Source organism: Streptosporangium saharense, from assembly GCF_014203715.1.
Lineage (GTDB): Bacteria > Actinomycetota > Actinomycetes > Streptosporangiales > Streptosporangiaceae > Streptosporangium > Streptosporangium saharense.
Map to the genome: position 1 here is coordinate 538,634 of NZ_JACHJP010000004.1, position 17,493 is coordinate 556,126.

Sequence of the window (17,493 nt, forward strand, 5' to 3'; positions counted from 1 at the left end):
CAGGCCGCGTGATCACGCGTCGCTCCGGTGGTGGCGCTCCGTCTCGCGGAGCAGATCCGGTTGCCGCATGGCCCTGTGAACCTACTGCAGCACCAAGGGTTGCCCGGGATGACGGTAGTGATGGAGTTCCCAAGGGTCGTGAGCGCTGAAGATCGACACCTGGTCGCCGTGGCGGCGGAGGAGTTCGCGCAGCCGGGCCTGAATGCCGAGCCTGAGATCGTGGTGAACTTCTGAGCTGGTTTGCACCACGTCCAGGAGCGGGTGAGGCTGGGGGTCGTCACCGAGTTCCCGGTGGTAGTAGTAGGCGTCACCGCAGTGCAGGAGCCAGCGGTCGCCGTCCTGGACCGCCACTCCGGCGTGGCCGGCGGTGTGGCCGCCGAGCGGGACCAGGCGGATCTGCGGTGGAAGGCCCTGGGGCTGCAGGGAGGCGAAGCCGAACCAGTCCTCGCCGGGGCCGGTGGGATAGGTCACCCAGTTCGGGTGGTGCGCCCAGTGGGCCGGGCGGTAGCGGAAGCTGGGCGCCTGGCTGGTCGCGGCTTCGAGTTCGGCCGCCAGGACGTGGACCTGGGCGGTGGGGAAGTCGGGCAGGCCACCGCAGTGGTCCACATCGAGGTGCGTCACGATGATGTGGCGTACGTCGCCGGGGTCATACCCCAGCCGGGCGATCTGGCGTATGGCGGTTTCCTGCTCGTCCAGCAGGGGCTGGGCCATCTCGACCCAGTCGGCGCCGAGGGTATGGCTGGGGTCGCTTACATCGTCCAGGCCGAGACCGGTTTCGATGAGGACCAGTCCTGCGGAGTCGGTCTCGACCAGCAGGCAGTGGTTGACGGCGTGCGCGGGGGCCGGGCCCGGGTAGGTGGCTTCGATCTGCCGTACGGACCCGCAGTTGAGGTGATGGATCTGCATGGCGGCTAGCCTGCTAGTTGAAGCGTGGTTCAAGTCAAGGAGGCATGGTGGGCGAGCAACTGCTGGACATCGCAGAGGTAGCCAAGCGCTCCGGACTGACGGCGTCGGCGCTGCGGTTCTACGAGAAGCGGGGCCTCGTCGCCCCGGCGGGCCGCAACGGGTTGCGCCGGACCTACCACTCCGAGGTCCTCGATCACCTCGCCTTCATCACCTGCGCACGCGGCGCCGGGTTCACCATCGCCGAGATCGCCAGATTCCTGCGGGCAACCCCCGGCGACCTGGAGCTACGCACCCGCATGATCGGCAAGGCCGAGGAACTGGAGGAAGACATCGTCCGCCTGATCCGCATGCGCGACGGCCTCCGCCACGCCTCGACCTGCACGCACGAGCCGCTCGTGGAGTGTCACGACTTCAAGCGCACCTTCCAACCCGGCACCCCTCCCGGCCCCCTGGGACCAGTCCCTGTAGACCAGGCTTGATCCCGATGCGCCCTGTTCTTGCGGTGAAGGCTCCCTGCTATGCGGGCCAGAGCCCCTGGTCGCCCTTCCTGGCGTGGGAAGCCACCCTGGGATCCGTACGGACCTGAACAGCCGGAGTCCTGAGGAGCAGCCCGGCGAATGGCTCTGAACGATCCCGGTCATCGTTTGGGGACCTACGGATCAGAAGGTCAGGGGTGCGAGTCCTCTCGGCCACGTAGCAGGTCAGAAGCCCTCCAGGATCATCCCGGAGGGCCTCTTTCATGTCCGTACAGAAACGGGTTCAGCCGTCACCGTCCAACTGGCTGTTCAGCCGGCCGAGCGCCTTGCGCGTCTCGGGCGACGGGATCTGCGTGTAGACGTCCATGGTCATCGAGATCTGCGAGTGCCGCAGGCCGCGCATTGCGACGAGAGGATGAACGTCGAGGGCGGCCAGGAGCGAGGCGCAGGTGTGCCGGGTGTCGTGGACACGGATCGTCGGCACGCCCGCCCGGCGGCAGTGCGCCTCGAAGGCCCGGTTGAAGTTGCGCGGCTCGATCGGTGTGCCGTTCCGCGTGGTGAAGACGAGATCGGAGTCCTGCCACTTCTCCTCGGTAGCTTTGCGGCGTCCTCCTGGACGTGCTGACGGTGCTTGAGCGCGGTGACGCACAGACCGAGGAGTGGCAGCGACGCCGTCGAGTCGTCGGTCTTGGTCGTCTCCCGGTGAAGAAGCTGTCCACGGACCCGGTTGAGTTGACGGGAGATCCACAGCTGCTCGCCACCGAGGTCGACACAGTCCCAGGCCAGCCCGAGCACCTCACCACGCCGCAGGCCCAAGACGAGGATCAGCACGTAGGCGGCGTAGAGCGGGTCGTCGATCGCCCGCAGGTGTTCGAGGAACCGTCGTGCCTCGTCGACGCCCCACACCACGCGCTGTCGCTTCTTCTTCGTCTTGCCGGCGGCGGGCAGGGTGGTCAGCGCCGCGACGTTCTTGGAGATCAGTTCCTCCCGTACGGCGTTGCCGAGCGCAGAGCGCAGGACACGGCGGATGCCCGCGATGGTGCTCCGGGCGGGGTACCCCCTGCAGCACTTCCCGACGGCGCAGCACCGGCGCTTGTTCTCCGGGCGCCGGTGGTCCTTCTTCTGGTCACAGCAGGTGCACAGAGTCGGCAGTGTGTTGAGCCAGATCTGTACGTCGCGGACCGTGAGCTTGTCGAGGCGCTTCTTGCCCAAACTGGGGATGATGTAGAGGCGGACCAGCGGTTCGTAGGCCACATAGGTCGTCGGCTCCCGGTTGGGTTCGATCACCTCGGCGAGCCAGCGCGTCAGGTAGGCGGCAAGGGCGGGGTGCTTGGTCGGCACCGGCCCCTTGCGCGCCATCTCGTGGAGCTTGAGCCACTTCTCGTGGGTCTCCTCACGGGTCTTGCGCCGGTCGCAGCCAGCACCGCCCACGCGCCAACTACCGCAAGGCGAGCCATTCCAGACCCGGTGGCTTCACTGGAGATTACTGAAGGAGCTCGTCTCCCTCGCGTTGGCCTCGGCCGGAACACCAATGGAAGGGTATGTCGCTGGTTACGATGAGCAGCCGAGAACCATCAAAATGTCACATTCACAGCAGAACATGGTCGGGACAGCCTCTGAACGGACATGAGACTGCCGCTCCCGGTAGGGGTATGGGAGTCGATCGGAGATTGTTCAGCCAGGTCACATGTGTACGTTAAAACGGTGACGTGCATACGCTAGAGTGATCCACGTAACCGTGCTCGCGCAGCCAAGATTGGCCGGTTCATTGGGGGATCGACCAATGTCCGGTTTGGGTGGTTGATCCCTTCGACTGTGAACCCAACCGGGGAGGGATGCCCTATGGCTGCTCGAAAGCGGCGCCGCCGAAAGCTGCCCGCCCTTCCTGAGTGGGGGTCGCACGTAGCGAGAGCGATCCTCATCGCAGTGGACTGGTTCGTGAACGGCGGCGGGTCCAAGTAGACGTACGTCTACTTGGACCCGAGGATCCAGCAGGGGCCCCCGTCAGGTTTGACGGCCAACGTCGGGGGCTTCTTGTTGTATCTCTACTGTACGGAGTTTGTATAGCGCTTAGTACACGGGGTCAACTACTCACAGGAGTATCTTGCATCTGGACTCCTTCTCCCAGACTGGATGTCCACACGATGCCGTAACGATCGCCGAGGTGGCTGAGCGGCATAGACGGCTGGGGCGATCGGCTGCCGCGGCCCTCCTCCGTCGGGTCTTGCCATCGGATGGCCACGATCCAGGAGCGTTTTTTATCTTGAGTAGCGATTCTCTTCGACGAGCTGCATGACGACGATGGCCTGGGCGATCGTCGTGGCGCGGTACGGGCAGCAACGGAGTCGGACCCGCACCTTCAGGCCTTCAGGGTTGCGGCTACGCATTCCCTTGATGGCCGGATGCAGGGGTGAGAGCGAACGTTGCCTGATGCGGCACTAGAGTGCAAGAACGCCCGAGAGACGCAAGGTTGGAACGACGCGGGTGGCGACGGGAGCGGCCTCCCAGTCGGACGCGAAGAGCGCGCACAACTCGTTACGACTGCGTCCGGTCTCGCCCAGGGCCTCGCCCTTGGTGCCGATCTCGTGCACGCCATGTTCTTTGAGCCCGTAGATCAGCTCTTCGCCGCACGTGTCGAAGAGCTCCCCGAAGTCAAGTTTCTTCTTGAACCGGGGCCAGCCAGCGGCGTCGGGCATGACCAGATAGACGGACATGTAGAGCATCGAGCGGTCAGCGACACATTCGACACTGGCCCTCCTCTTGCCGAGGAGCAGCGCGAGTTCACGCGGAAGCTCGGGCAGTCCGGCCGGCACGCCGAGCACGATGTCTCGCTCCCCGCCCGCCCAGGTCGTGTCGCAGACAGGGAGCCTGATGCCGTCAGGCAGCACGAGGTCCCAGGTGTGCTGTTGGCCGACGCTTGCCTGATTGCTGACCGTCACCCCTGAACTGTGACCGTCTGTCCTGAGTTCTCAAGCTTCAGACCTTCCCCAAGATCAACAGTCATACTCCCCGCCCCTTCTGCTATAGGCCGTTCAAAGCATGGCCGATATGACCGATAAGTCTAGGTTTGCCCCGAAGATCAATAGGCGGTGAGACTACACCCCTCGTAGATCAAGAAGCCCCGTGAGACACATGAGACGGGTGCGGTGCCGTGGTGATTGAGAGGGCGAAGCGCCGCCAGAAAAGTCAGTGTGGTGCTGTACTCTCACGTGTAGCTGATGCTCCCGTGGACCGGATGGCCGGGGGAGCCAAAGGAACAGCGCTGATAACTGAATGCGGGCCGGGCGAGCCAAAGGAGCCGCCGGGCACCAGAGAGGAATCCCCCATGGTTGCTACGTCCATGGACGCACGTTGGGCTGTCGTGGCTAAGCTGCAGAACGATCTCGCGCGCGTCAACCCCGGATCGGACCGGGAGCAGATCATCGAGCGAGCGATTGATCTTGCTCTTAGTGAAAGCCGTACGCAGCAGAACCCCGACCACCTCTACCGGGACGTTCTCCGTAACGCGAAGTACACCTTCTACCGCTCCAAGCAGCGCGGACAGACCGCCTGGGCCCGCTACAACGGCCAGTTCGACATCTCCTTCGCCGAGGAAGGCGTCGACGTCACAGAGCATGGAGCCACGGTCGAAGAAGAGGCGGAAGGCGGCAACCTGCTGCGGTATCTGAGGATGGCCGCAAACCAGCTCGGCAGTGTTGGCGTGGCCTTCCTGGAGCACCTCGCCAACGGCAAACGGCCCGCCGAAGCCGCCCTCGCTGTAGGAATCTCCCGGGCCACCGCTTACCGCAACATCGCGGCCCTCCGAAAGCACGTAGACGCCTGGACCGGGGAAGCAGCCTAAACCTTATGTCTGCACTTCTCGAAGATGGAGTCGTGCGACTGCACAGCGTCTCCATCAAACGCTTCGTATTCCGCCTTACCCCACCTGCGATTAGAGCGATGATGCCGGAACGATGCATCGGTGTATACATCCTGTTCCGAAACGACACCCCTATCTACGTCGGCCGCTCTGATCACTGCCTCCGTCGAAGGTTGTCCACCCACAACCACCTACAGGAAGCCACCCATGTGGCCTGGGAGTTTACCCCTACGGTGCAGCAGGCGTACGTCCTCGAAGCCCATCTCTTCCATCAGCACCGCGATCACTTGATCAACAAGATCCATCCGGCTTTGCCCGAGGGATCTTCCATCAGCTGCCCGTTCTGCGTACGCAACACCAAACAGGCGCTCGCTAGAGCGTTCAACCGCGTCGCATAGAGCTACAGAAAATACCGCCAAAAATGTCAGAGGAGAAGGAAATGACCAGGATCCCTGTAGTCCTCACGGGGCAGGCCCTCCAGTCGCTGCGCGACTCGGGCTACAGTCTCGCCGCCGCCATGGGCGAGGTCATCGATAACTCGCTGGAAGCTGGCGCCAACAACGTCCTCATCCGCATGGATGAGGCACCCGCCGCCAGCCGCTCCAAGAAGAGCCACATTCACCGCATCGTGTTCTCCGATGACGGCTCCGGCATGGACACCCACACCCTCCACCACTACTTGCAGATCGGGTACTCCACCCGCTACATGCGCACCGACACGATCGGCAAGTACGGTGTAGGCGCCAAACTCGCCGCTCTGAACTTCGGCAAGCGCATCGACGTCTGGTCGCGAACCGACGCCGACGCGCCGTGGCAGTACGTGTACTTCGACCTTGACGAGGCACTCGCGGAAGAGCAGGAAGGCAAGGGCTCATCCATCGGAGTCGACGCCCCTGAAGCAAAGCCTGTCCCGAGCGACTTCGACGACATCCTGCCGAAGGGCACCGGCACCCTGGTCGTCTGGTCGAAGGTCGACCGCCTCGAAGAAGGCCGGCGTGCCAAGGACTTCAACAGCCTGCGCCTGGAAGCCGAGAAGGAGATCTCCCGCATCTTCCGCGTCTTCCTCAACGACGGCCGCAACATCGAGATCAACGGTAAGAGTCTGCTTGCACACGACCCGCTCTTTCTGATGCCTGATACGTGGGCCGACCAGCAGCTTCGCGAGTACTACCGCACCGGCGAAGGACCCCGGCTCGGCCTGAAGATCACCGAAGCTAACTACGAAGCAGAAGAGATCGCCAGAGAGCCGGTCAAGATTGGCGACCACACGGCATACCTGACGGTGACCCTCTACCCGAAGGCCGCTACTCGCAAGCGAGGACTGGGCGGTGACGAGCTGGCGAAGAAGCTCCGCATCCCCGAAAACGAGGGCAGCATCAGCTTCATGCGCATGGACCGGGAGATCAGCTACACCAACGTGCCGATGATCTTCGGACGCCGTGTGGACGACCCCGACCGCTTCATCGGTATCGAGGTCTCCTTCACTCCTGAGCTCGACTCCTACTTCGGTGTCCGCAACGTCAAGCGGGGCTTCGAGCCGCACGACGAACTCCGTGACAAGCTCCGCACCGCTCTGAAGCGCCACGTCAAGACGGCAAGGGACCGGCTTGAGGAGCGCTGGGGGGACGTCGCCAAGGAGCGCAGGGACCACGTGGGTGACCATCGCGAGATCACCCAGGCCGCCGCTGAAGCCGCGCGTACCCTGCCGACGCCTCAGGCGAAGACCGACATCAAGCCTGAGGAGGCCTACGAGGAGTTGGCCATCGATGTCCTGGGAACGGACGCTGACGAGCAGGCGAAGGCCAACTACACGGCTCAGGTCAAGGACCTTCCGTTCGTCGTTGAGTCGGTCAACTTTCCCGGCAAGCAGTTCATGGACGTTCAGCACGTCGGCGGCAAGGTGATCATCCGACTCAACACGCGTCACCGGTTCTACAAGGAGATGTGGGAGCCGCTGTCGGAGATCTCCAAGATGAACACCACCGCCATCAGCCCGGAGCAGGCAAGCAAGGCCACGCGCCGTGCGATGGAGGCTCTCACTCTGCTCCTCATCGCCTACGGCAGGGCGGAGTCCATGCACGAGGACCCGCACGAGCAGTACGAACAGCTCCGTGACTACTGGGGGATGTTCCTCGACTCCTTGATGAGCAAGGTGAAGGACGTCCTGTAGGGCAATCAGCTGTGGCCTGGCTCAAGCTGCTTCGCATCGGCCAGGCGCACGTCCCCAATGCCGTTGGCCTCCCTGGCTGACAAGCACTCACTCTATTAACTAGAGAGTGAGCAGTACAGCACGTCTCCCAAAAAGAGAATAACTATCTAGCTGACTCACGATAGAAGGGGTGCCACGAAATCTAGTGGTACCCTTTCTCGTCCTCTTCTTCCGTAGTGTAAACAAATGCGTAGGCCGCACGAGCTGCGGCAGTGTATCGTCGTACCCCACTTCGATAACGCCGTCGATGTCAGGCCCCGCTGGGACCGTAGGAACATGTCACAGAAGGATCGCTACTCCCCTATGGATACCCCTGTACGTATTACCGCCCCTGGTCAGACCACTTCAAATCGCGTCTATAGCATCCTCCAAAAGCGCAATGGAGGCCCCCTGGAGCCTGAGCGCATCTTGAAGGAGCTAGGCAGTGGACAGGCAGCCAACAGCACTCTGGAAGAGGAGCAGCTGCTCGAGACCTTGTTGCGAGATGACAGGCTGCGCTCCACTCGGGGCTATCGGCAGCGCTTCTCCCTATCAGGCCGATCCGTCCGCCTCCGGCCGCCCGGAAACACGGCCGAGCAAGCTATCGAGCAGGAGAACAAACAAGTTAAGAAACAACTGCTGGAGCAGTTAAGAGAAGTTCCTCCCGAAGTTTTCGAGCACATCGTCGCGGCTCTATTTACAGCGATGGAGTATGCGGAGGTGGAAGTCACTAGACGTTCCAAGGATGGTGGCATCGACGTCCGTGCCACCCTTGTTGCGGGCGGCGTGACGACCGTTCCTACCTCGATTCAGGTCAAGCGCTGGACGGGGAGGTCAGTGACAGTCAAGGAAGTGAGAGAACTTAGGGGCACACTACTCCCCGGAACTCAGGGCATCATCGTAACTACTGGAAAGTACACCCGAGAGGCACCCCTCGAAGCATCGAGCAACGCGCTCGCCCCTATCCACCTCATCGATGGTCAGCTGCTGGCGGACCTGCTCACCGAACATGGGATAGGGGTCCAAGCTTCGCGCCTTTCCCTGCTCTCTCTCGACTTAGATGCCCTAGCGACGATCACCGGCAAGGCCGAAACTTCCGATCAGGACACCCCTTCACTTCCATCTAGCAACACTCAGCGCCGCTACTACATCGAAAAGATGCCCTCTGATCGCAAGGGTGACCTCGTTAACTCCATCGTTACTATGATCTCACTTGCCACCGGACAACCGTCCTGGGATGACTACATCATCAATTTCCAGCAACACTTTCCGACCATCACTCGGTCCGATGAGGCGCGTCGACGATCACGCGTTCTCGTTTCCCTTGGTCTCGTCGACATCGAAGACGGCCATATGAACCTGACTCTCATCGGCAGAAAGCTGCTGGAAAATCCGGACGCAAATTTCCTCCACGACATCTTCCTGAGCCGTATCGCAGGAGCTCAGGAGATCGAAGATATTGCTCTGTCTCTGACACGCGCGGAGCTACGTACCAGACTCCAGACCGCACCTCCAGTAGGCCTCTCACCCACCCAAGCAGCACTGGTCGATAAATAGCTTCGCCACTTGAAGGAGTCTGCGCCCTCCAGGTACTGAGATTGAACTCGTGATGTCGTGTGTGGTTATGCCGGTGTGAGGGTCAGGCCGGTTCCGGCGAGGCAGCCGTCGATGAGGTCGCTGCGGTATTGGATGACGTGCAGTCCTTGCCGGACGGTGCGGATCAGGTGCTCTGGACCGGTGAAGGCGACGTTGGCCAGGAAGCACCGCCGCAGCAACGACCAGACGCCCTCCACCGGATTCAAATCGGGGGCGTAAGTGGGCAGCTGGACGACGGTCAGCCAGTCCTGATCAGTGACGAAGGCGCGCATCTCGGCGGTCAGGTGGGTGCCCGAGGTTGTCCCACACCAGCACCATCGGGCCGCCGAGCTGGCGGTGCGCGGCGATCAGCAGGTCCCGGTAGTCGCTCCAGGCGAAAGACTTATGCCCGTCCGGGCGGGTGTCCAGGCGGGGCCGGTAGATCAGCCGGGAACGGTGCCCGGGCTTGTAGCAGGCCAAAGCGGCGATCGAGATCCGGCGCCGGGACCGGCCGCGCACGGTGATGACCGGGGTCTGACCACGTGGGCTCCAGGTACGCATGACGGGCGGCGTCATCGGACAGGCCGGTCTCGTCTTCGAAGAAGATCCAGGCGCCGAGCGCCGCCGCGTATCTTCCAGGCTTGGCCAGGTCTCCCTCACCCACCCGGTCACCGCCGCCTGATCGCGCTCCATCGCACGCCGGGCCAGGACCTGGCAGGAGTAGCCATTACGGACCAGCAGCTTGCGCACCCCTTGCAGGGTGTAGGCCACATGGAAGCGTCGGCCGATCACGGTCTTGACCCGAGATAGGGTCCAGCGCTGATCCGGCCAGCCGTGCCAGACGGGTCCCTTGATCAGTTCCTGCTCCAGCTCGGCGAGCTGCCGTTCGCCGAGCCTGGGCAGGGAGGCCGGACCGTGTGAGCATAGCGCTCCGGCCCCGTCGGCCCGCCAGTTCCTCTTCCATCGCTGAACAGATCGGAGGCTGATCCGCAGGTCCCGGGCGATGACCGTGCTGGATTCATCGCGGGCGAACCTCTCAGCCGCCTGCAGCCGCAGCTTTTCGTGGAACGCTCTTCGTTCGGCGGACAGTCCTCCACCTTGTGCGTACCTCATGACGTCGGTCTACCCGGGCAATGAAGGCATCTCAGGAGCTACGACACCACGAGTTCAGCCTCAGTAGGTGTGGAGTCACTCACCCCTAGAACCCTTGCCGTCTCCAGATTTGTTGGCACATCGATATCAAAGATGCGGATGGTACGAGGTGAATCGGCCGGATCCGTGCTGTATTGGTCTGATACCGGCACCAAGAAGCAAACCCCCTGGAGAGTTCCGTGGCTCCTAACGAGGAGATTGGCCAGCAGCCAGCAGTTCAGCCACCCTCGCTCGACGATCTCTTCAAGGCACTCATGCCTACTCGGGAGGTTCCCAACCCCCTCCCAGTCGGCATCACAGATAGCAGCCTCGATGTCGATCCGGCACTGATCCGCCAGTGGGCTCGCAACCATGGGCTAGAAGTTACTGATCGAGGACGTGTTCCCGAGTACGTGATCAACGCCTACCTGCGCTTCCAAAGGTCGGGAAGCACCGCCACTTCTGGAACGATCCGCCCCACCCCTTCATCGGAAGGTTCCCTCCCCGAGGGGACCACCTCAGCACCAGTCGCTCCAGCGTCGAACCCCAGAGGTAAGTGCCCGATCAAAGTCGGCCGACCGCTGAGGATGTACGAGACGGTCTACCTGATTAAATTCGTTCAATGGATCAAACGTGATGGCACCACCCGTACTGAGGATGCTCTGGTAACGGAGGTCCTCCGGGAACTCAATCTCCCTGAACCACATTCGGAGTGGACTATTGACCGGATTCGAGGCGTCATTCAAAAAGTAAAGGAGCTGGAGCGATCCACGAAGACCTCGCCGTCAACATCGCCCAGCACTCCGCCCAAGCTCAGCGCATCTCCCGGGAAACCTCGAGGTAAGTGCCCTATCACGCCAGGCCACCCACTGTCAGTGTACGGAACACGGAACCTCGTCCAGTTCGTCCAATGGATCCAACGAGACGGCATTCCTCGAACCAAAGAGATCCTTATCCAAGAAGTCATCCGTGAACTGAAGCTTCCTGTACCTGCTTCAGCATGGGCGGTAAGCCGCATCAAGGACATCATTAAGGAAGCTGCCGACCAAGCGTCAGAGAAGAATGCTCCCGCCGCCAAAAAGCTACTACCTCGCCCCAATGCAGCTCCCGCGTCAGGTAATGCAGCGCGCTCATGTTTAAGTGAACTAGCATATGAGTTGCTGAGTTGCGGAGCCCAGATCAGGTTCTCAGATAGCGAAGATGTCCTCATTGTGCTTAGTTCTAAATCCGTAACCTCTGCTGTTGGGACGCGCGTCGAAGCGTCCCTATCCACTGGGCATTTCATCTGGGGCACTGGTGCTCCCCGTTCCACCCACCCCATTAAGGATTACCGAGGTGCGGCCCAGGCGATCCTTGCGATGCGTGTCGCATCCACTCGGCAGATTGCAAAATCCTCACGCGCCGCGGCCACTCCGAACAGGGTACAACCTACTTGTCCCGTTCCGTGCGGTCGTAGCATCTTTTCGTACACGGACTCCGAGATCATCGCCTTTGCCAAGTGGATGAAGAAAGACGGCGTCCAGCGGCCTGAATATCAGCTTATCCGCGACGTTATTGAGGAGCTCAGCTCATCAACCCAGTCATTTGGAGCGCTGAGGCGCGTTCGTGAGGCTCTCAAACATATTGATCAGGACGATCGTGCGTCGAAAGCCGCCGATGGTGTGGCCGACGACCGACGGGGACCTATCGACATAACGTCACACAGGACATCGAAGCATAGAGAGGATCCACCCTCTGTAGCACATTGCTTCCGAAGTAGCCGACCTATCACCGCGTATAAGCAGGAAGAGCTTGTCGCCCTCATCCGTATGTTGACTGACAAGGGCGACGCGAATACTTATGACGACCTGATCGAAAACATGATCAGCGAGCTCAACTTGCCTGCACGTACACCTTTTCGCATTCAGATAATCGAGCAAGCAGCAACTGCCGCCGGCTGGAAAGCGCGTGCGGACGAGCAGAGTAGCGTATCAGGTGCAGCTTCCTTCACCGACGTCGTTCTCTGGGTGCGCAGCCAACGCTACGAGTTCCAGACAGACAGAGAGATTCCGGAGCACGTAACCTTTCAGTACAACTACGCCCACCCCGAGCGTCCCTACTTGCCACGGGGCCGACGTCGTCCATGAATCCCCACCCCATGGCCAACCTCACGAGCTCGGCACCGTTACTACCAGTAGGAGCCTCTGGGTGAATGACGCGACCTGGACAACCAACGTTATGTGAACCTCCACAGGTGGTGGCGGTCAGTGTGTAGATCACCCCAACAGTACGGCACCGCCAGCTGTCGCAGACCCCGGATCACATCCTACGTCTGAGGAATTTCAGGATGTGCTAGACAGCAGCGCCAACCTCATAAGGTCCTCAATTTTAACCAGGTTACGACCTCCGGCTAGATAACCAATCCCGCGATGGAGATGAATCGTGAGTGTTCTAGCAACCCCTTCGTCCGACAGAGAATCTTCATCCCGCATGCAACGCTGCTTGAGAAGCGCCAGATAAATATCCCCATGGGAGCCGGAGAAGGTGCGCCAGCTCATCTCCACGTTCGAGTCAGTGACGATTTCGCGGACCAGGGGTGGACTTAGGTCGGCCAGGGAGAGCGCCAGGGACCATCGGCAGAGGACATTCCAGTTTTTGATCCCGGTTACTCGCTTCAGTTTGATGAGTTGGTCGCGCGCGGTCTGCGAGAGACGGATGGTGTCAAGCGACATGAGGTGCTCCTGATTGCCACCAGTAACCGTGCTCGATCGTGGTGGTAAACGTTTGGTCGTCATGGACCAAGGTGTACGTCTGGGCAATGGCAGGCTTGAGGCGCGACAGCAGGTACTCGTCGATCTCCTCATCCGTCGAGAGGAGGAGGACCTGGTCGCCGGCCTGGGGGAAATAGCGTTCGACGAGGTTCTGCCGGTGGCGGCTGTCCAGCCGCCCCAGCGGGGTATCGATCACTGTGGGCAGACGATTACCTGCAACTCGGGCTAGGCCCCAGAGCAGGGAGACCGCGAGGAGCTGGCGTTCTCCGGCGCTCAATCGGGTAGGGTCCAACGCCTCTCCGTCAGCGCCGATCAGCGTGAGCGTGAACTTGTCCGTATCGATACGAAGGTCTTGAACCAGCCCGCTCTTCCGCATCAGGCGCGTGAAGCTATCGAGCACCGCAACCTCAAGCGCATTGATATGCCTGCGCAATAGCGCATCTCCGAACTGCTGCAGGGTCGTCCGTACGCGGTCGGCATAGGTGATGATTCGTGCCACGTGCTCCGCCTTGGCAAGCCCGGATGCCCGCTTCTTGTACGCATGCTCCCGCGAGGTAACCAGCTGTTTCCGATCGTTGTCGGCAGTTGCGTGGGCCTCCCTCGCCCTGCCGAGATCCGCCTTGAGCCCCGCGACCTGAAGACGTGCCGCTTCTAGCTGCTTGATGAGGCTCAGGATCATCTGCTCGTCGGGAACCGCAGCGAGCTGCCGCTCAACCGTGTTGAGCCGCTCACGTAGCCGTGTCACCTCATCGACCAAGGCAAGAGCGTTGCTGTGCTCCTTGTCCAAGATTTGATCGAGAGAGGCCAACTGCTGTGCGGCGGAACGAGATAGCTCCAAGAAACGTGGGGTGTCTGCCTCCGCGGCTCGTTGCAGGCGGTCGGCCACTAGGTACTTCTCTGCCTCAGCGGTCGGTTCTGAGCCGACCAATTGGTTCAAGAAATCCAGGAGCTGCTGATCCCGTGTGGCGAGGGTTTCCAGCACCTGGCCTGCTTGAGCCGCAGCTTCTTCACGTTCCGCCTGCTTCTTGATCTGTTCAAGCTGCGAGCTGAGCAGTAGTAGCGGTAGCGGTCCCGCTGCGACATGGTTCGCGAGGTTGTCCTGCATACCCTGAAGCTGCTCCTCAAGGAGCTTCTTCTCTGCCTCCAGCTCCGCACGCCGCTGGTAGAGATTGCCGCCCTTCGTGGCGAACGCATCCTCCGCGACGACTAAGGCGGCCTCCGCAACGTCCAACGATGCCTGAGCGGATGCCACACACTGTAGAGAATCCGCGCATGCTTGATCCGCTTCCGAGATCTGCTGCTCGATCAGCTTGATCTGTTCAAGCGCCTGCTGGTCCTCGTCCGACACCTTTTGGCGCCGTTGAAGGGCGAGGAGGTCGGTGCGGAGTTGTTCAACCGTGTTGACGCCAAGCAGCGAGTGCACTGCGGACTCGATGACGGGGGCCGCTCGCTCGGGATCGGCGAGAGATTCAATCTTCTCGCCGTCGAAGAAGAACAGCGACGCAACTTCAAGAGGGAGCAGGTCCTCGATGTAATCGGCCCAGCTTTCGCTGACGACCAGGTCGAGTTCTCCGTTGATGAAGACATTGAGGAATTCCCGGACGCTCTTCCCGCGGACCTGCCATGCCCGCACAACCCGGTAGTGACGCTGCTCACCCTCGACTGTGGTCGAGAAGCGCAGAGTGATCCGCGCGTCCTTAGGGCTCGCCTCGCGGTTGATGGTTTCCCGGAGATACGCATCGTATGAACGCGTGCCGCGCCCGCTGCATCGTGCGCGAGAGCCGTATAGGGTGTGTTGAATAGCGTCGAGGAGGGTGGTCTTACCACATCCGTTAAGGCCGCCGATCAGGATGATCGGCCTGCCCTCTCGGACCTCAAGGTTGATCCGCTGCTTGCCCTTGTAAGCGCCGACGTTTTCAAGCGTAATTTCATGCAGGAGCATTGGTGCTCTCTTCGTTCGGGAAGGGGAGTTCGGGGACGATCTTGCTGTCCCGCGCCCGTCGGGCATGCTCGGCGGCGTCGTCGGCGTCCTTGTAGTAGCCGCGCTGGATAGTTTTCTCTAGAGCTTCGAACAGTCCCGAGCGGCGCGTCATCGTGCGGAACTTGCGCTCCACGCTGAGAAGCTCGCGCATCGTGGTGAAGTGCAGTTCGTCACCGTCGCAGATCTCGCGCAGGAGCTCGACCTCATCCGAGGCGATCATGAGATGCTCGTCGAGGGGACGGCCAGGAAAATCTTCGCCGGTCTCCTCCTTGTAGATCCGCGGCAGAGAGTCTTCGACCTCGTGTTTGTCGAACACCCAAATGCGGCGGATTTCGTGTAGCTCGTCGAGTGTGATGAGCTCAATCCCGCGTACGTGGATGGGAGCGTTAGCTCGGATCCAGGTTTGAGCCTCAAGCACCCGGCGCAGCCAGTTCTCGCGAGCGGCCTGAGTGTAGGGGCCGTGGACCATGCGGTCGTTGAACAGCTGAATGTTGCCGTTCATCTTCCGGAAGTCCCGCAGGTGGCGGTCATCGGCCACATCCAACTCATCGCGGAGCTCAAGGAGCGGGAGCATCCATTCCTTCTCCTCGTCATTCTGGATCATCGCGGACATGGACTTGTCCTTGTCTACGAGGGTGCACGTCCAGCAGCCGAATCGGCTGTCTCCGCAGGAAGGGGTTGTGTTGTCCACGACCAGCGGACACTCACCGTCGCTGGAGGCGCCCTGGTACATGGTCAGTAGATCCTTGTTGGGATGTCCCCACGGGTTGGACTTTTGCATGAGGAACGTCCAGACCTCGTCGTTGCTCCAGTCCTCGACGGGGCTATAGACGAGCGAGTTGGGCAGATTGCCATTGGGCGAAAGGCGATCCCGGACCCGGCGCTTCTCGTGCCTCTCCATAACCCGGGCGCGTGCCTGACTCTCCGCCTTGCGAATACCGAGGACGAGGATGGCTTCGCCATGCTGACGTACGACCCGATGGATGAAGTCGTTTGACGGACGGATCTTCAGACGCTCGGTACACCAACGGAACTTCGGTCGAGGAGCGGGATATCCCTTGCCGATGAGCCCGACCCAGAAGGTGTCTTTGACCGCCGGAGTGAGCCGGTTGGGCTGGATAGGGAGCTGTTGCTCCTCTGCGGCCTGGCGCATGGTCTCCAGCGACTGCGTCACCCACGCCGCGACAACCGGGTTCTCCACGAGGGTGTCGGTGCTGATGACGTAGACCGGCTTCATCCGTTGATCTGTCTCGAGCCCTTGAAGAGCGAGCCAGACAAGCTGGAGCACAGCGGTGGAGTCCTTTCCACCGCTGTAGCCGATCACCCAAGGGACTTCGTCCGCGAGATAGAGCTCGCGAATCTCATCGGTCAGTGTGCCGACCACCGCGGCAAGTCCGCCCTGTGCTTCGAACGGGACGACACGTCGCGTCGGGGTGTTCAGCGATACGACCGTGCGTGATGGGGTGGTCATCGCTCTCCTCGCTGGTAGGCGTCTTCGGCGTGCTGCTCTTCAGGACTCAGCTCAAAACCGAGATGCCGACTGAGATAGTTGACTGTGAGTACGACGTTCTGATGATTTTTGGAGACGCGTCCACCGATAACGGCCCGCCCCTCCCAGACGCTGCTGGTGCGCGACCAGTCGATCTGGCGGAGCGGCGCCAGCCGCGGTTTCCACACCTTTGGATCAAGCGACTGATGCAGCAGCGTGTTCCCGAGACGGCCGAGGGCGTGGAGAGCGATCCCGTGAGTGTGGAGAAACTGCTTGCGGACCTCCGCTGCGGACAGCGTCTTGTTACGGACCTCCGCCCACTCCGGGATCAACTCATCGATCGCCTCCCAGAACTCCCAGGCAATGCGCTGAGCTTGATCGGAATTCAGCTCCAGGCCCCGGAGCAGTGCCGTCGTCGCGGTATACAGCGCGCTCAAGGTGCACAGCTTGCGCGAGCGGGCGGAGAGGGTGCTGGCTTCCATCTCAACGTAGTTGCGGAAGACCGGACACTTCAGTGCGAGCAGCTTGGTTAGCTGAGACAGCTCGTCGCGGTGGTCGTAAAGGACCCCGATGGACCTGGCCGGCCGTACTGCGTGCCGGTTGAGGTCGGCGAAGAGCTGCTGGCTTCGCTCAAGGCCGGCGTCATAGAAGAAGACGACCGCGATGGTCTCATCGCCTAGTGCCTGGTTCTCCCGCAACGCGGCCTCGATGGCTGCCCGCCGGTGTTGACCGTCGTTGATCAAGAAGCGGGATGCCATCGGGATGCGTAGCTGGCCGACCCGCATACCTGGACCTTGGTCGGAGACGCCCTCGAAACGCATGACGCCGTCGACTGACGCAGTGAGCGCACTGAAGACGTAATCATCCGGGTTGTCGAGGATGTACCTCGTTAGGGCGGGGATTCGTCCCTTGTTCAGGACCCGCTGAGCTCGAACCTCGGGTGCGAGCTCATCCTCATCAAAGAGAAAAATTTTGGGGATGAGGCGTAACGGACACATCGAGACGTAATACTCACGCCCCGCCTGGATCCCGCGAATCGCTGGGAAGATGTACTCGAAGCCTGCTGTGGTCGCTTCCTCAGCAGGCTTAGCGACTCCCTGCGTTCCCATGCGTCACACGATAGCGTAACGTACGTGAA

The 17,493-nt window shown here is 61.4% G+C and carries 15 protein-coding genes and 2 pseudogenes; 6 read left to right on the forward strand and 11 right to left on the reverse strand.

Annotated elements, in window-relative coordinates:
• Positions 1-81: 81 nt before the first annotated feature.
• Complete coding sequence (locus FHS44_RS22320; protein ID WP_184717645.1) at positions 82-906, reverse strand: MBL fold metallo-hydrolase; 825 nt, start codon at positions 904-906, stop codon at positions 82-84.
• A gap of 44 nt (positions 907-950) precedes the next feature.
• Between FHS44_RS22320 and FHS44_RS22325 the strand changes: the two genes are divergently transcribed.
• Positions 951-1,385, forward strand: coding sequence for a MerR family transcriptional regulator (locus tag FHS44_RS22325; RefSeq protein WP_184717647.1), 435 nt, complete (start codon positions 951-953; stop codon positions 1,383-1,385).
• A gap of 406 nt (positions 1,386-1,791) precedes the next feature.
• Here FHS44_RS22325 and FHS44_RS42730 read toward each other — a convergent pair.
• The 3 genes and pseudogenes from FHS44_RS42730 to FHS44_RS22340 all read right to left on the reverse strand — a co-directional run.
• Positions 1,792-2,130 (reverse strand): annotated as a pseudogene (locus FHS44_RS42730) (tyrosine-type recombinase/integrase); the annotation flags it as partial.
• A 413-nt stretch (positions 2,131-2,543) separates the two neighbouring features.
• Positions 2,544-2,741, reverse strand: a pseudogene (locus FHS44_RS42735) (N-terminal phage integrase SAM-like domain-containing protein); the annotation flags it as partial.
• A 1,079-nt stretch (positions 2,742-3,820) separates the two neighbouring features.
• A complete protein-coding gene (locus FHS44_RS22340) occupies positions 3,821-4,321 on the reverse strand; it encodes a hypothetical protein (RefSeq protein WP_184717649.1) in 501 nt (166 codons plus the stop codon).
• 422 nt (positions 4,322-4,743) lie between these two features.
• Here FHS44_RS22340 and FHS44_RS22345 point away from each other — a divergent pair, with 422 nt between their 5' ends.
• From FHS44_RS22345 to FHS44_RS22360, 4 genes are all read left to right on the forward strand, one after another.
• Positions 4,744-5,223 (forward strand): hypothetical protein, encoded by a 480-nt coding sequence (locus FHS44_RS22345; RefSeq protein WP_184717651.1) that lies wholly within the window; start codon positions 4,744-4,746, stop codon positions 5,221-5,223.
• Between the two features lie 32 nt (positions 5,224-5,255).
• A complete protein-coding gene (locus FHS44_RS22350; RefSeq protein WP_184717654.1) occupies positions 5,256-5,639 on the forward strand; it encodes a GIY-YIG nuclease family protein in 384 nt (127 codons plus the stop codon).
• 41 nt (positions 5,640-5,680) lie between these two features.
• A complete protein-coding gene (locus tag FHS44_RS22355; protein ID WP_184717656.1) occupies positions 5,681-7,411 on the forward strand; it encodes an ATP-binding protein in 1,731 nt (576 codons plus the stop codon).
• A 315-nt stretch (positions 7,412-7,726) separates the two neighbouring features.
• Positions 7,727-8,986, forward strand: a complete 1,260-nt coding sequence (locus tag FHS44_RS22360) for a restriction endonuclease (RefSeq protein WP_184717658.1) — start codon at positions 7,727-7,729, stop codon at positions 8,984-8,986.
• Positions 8,987-9,051: 65 nt separating this feature from the next.
• Here FHS44_RS22360 and FHS44_RS40215 read toward each other — a convergent pair whose 3' ends face one another.
• The 3 genes from FHS44_RS40215 to FHS44_RS22375 are packed head-to-tail and all read right to left on the reverse strand — an operon-like array spanning position 9,052 to position 10,509.
• Positions 9,052-9,297, reverse strand: a complete 246-nt coding sequence (locus FHS44_RS40215) for a transposase (protein ID WP_221461120.1) — start codon at positions 9,295-9,297, stop codon at positions 9,052-9,054.
• A complete protein-coding gene (locus tag FHS44_RS40220) occupies positions 9,278-10,117 on the reverse strand; it encodes a winged helix-turn-helix domain-containing protein (RefSeq protein ID WP_221461121.1) in 840 nt (279 codons plus the stop codon). Before FHS44_RS40220 ends, FHS44_RS40215 begins: the two co-directional genes overlap by 20 nt.
• Positions 10,118-10,155: 38 nt before the next feature.
• Entirely contained in the window at positions 10,156-10,509 is a 354-nt protein-coding gene (locus FHS44_RS22375; protein WP_184718002.1) for a hypothetical protein, read from the reverse strand.
• 501 nt (positions 10,510-11,010) lie between these two features.
• Between FHS44_RS22375 and FHS44_RS22380 the strand changes: the two genes are divergently transcribed.
• A complete protein-coding gene (locus FHS44_RS22380; RefSeq protein WP_221461122.1) occupies positions 11,011-12,261 on the forward strand; it encodes a hypothetical protein in 1,251 nt (416 codons plus the stop codon).
• A gap of 195 nt (positions 12,262-12,456) precedes the next feature.
• On the opposite strand, the gene dndE is transcribed toward FHS44_RS22380, so the two are convergent.
• From dndE to dndB, 4 genes are read right to left on the reverse strand one after another with little or no spacing between them, the layout of a single operon-like run.
• A complete protein-coding gene (dndE, locus tag FHS44_RS22385; protein WP_184717660.1) occupies positions 12,457-12,846 on the reverse strand; it encodes a DNA sulfur modification protein DndE in 390 nt (129 codons plus the stop codon).
• Entirely contained in the window at positions 12,836-14,827 is a 1,992-nt protein-coding gene (dndD, locus tag FHS44_RS22390) for a DNA sulfur modification protein DndD (RefSeq protein ID WP_184717662.1), read from the reverse strand. Before dndD ends, dndE begins: the two co-directional genes overlap by 11 nt.
• The gene (gene dndC / locus FHS44_RS22395; protein ID WP_246435791.1) at positions 14,814-16,337 is read right to left on the reverse strand and encodes a DNA phosphorothioation system sulfurtransferase DndC; all 1,524 of its coding nucleotides are present in this window, start codon (positions 16,335-16,337) and stop codon (positions 14,814-14,816) included. Before dndC ends, dndD begins: the two co-directional genes overlap by 14 nt.
• Positions 16,334-17,464 carry a DNA sulfur modification protein DndB gene (gene dndB, locus FHS44_RS22400; RefSeq protein WP_184717664.1) on the reverse strand — a complete coding sequence of 377 codons (1,131 nt, stop codon included), beginning with the start codon at positions 17,462-17,464 and terminating at the stop codon, positions 16,334-16,336. Before dndB ends, dndC begins: the two co-directional genes overlap by 4 nt.
• Between the last annotated feature and the right edge of the window lie 29 nt (positions 17,465-17,493).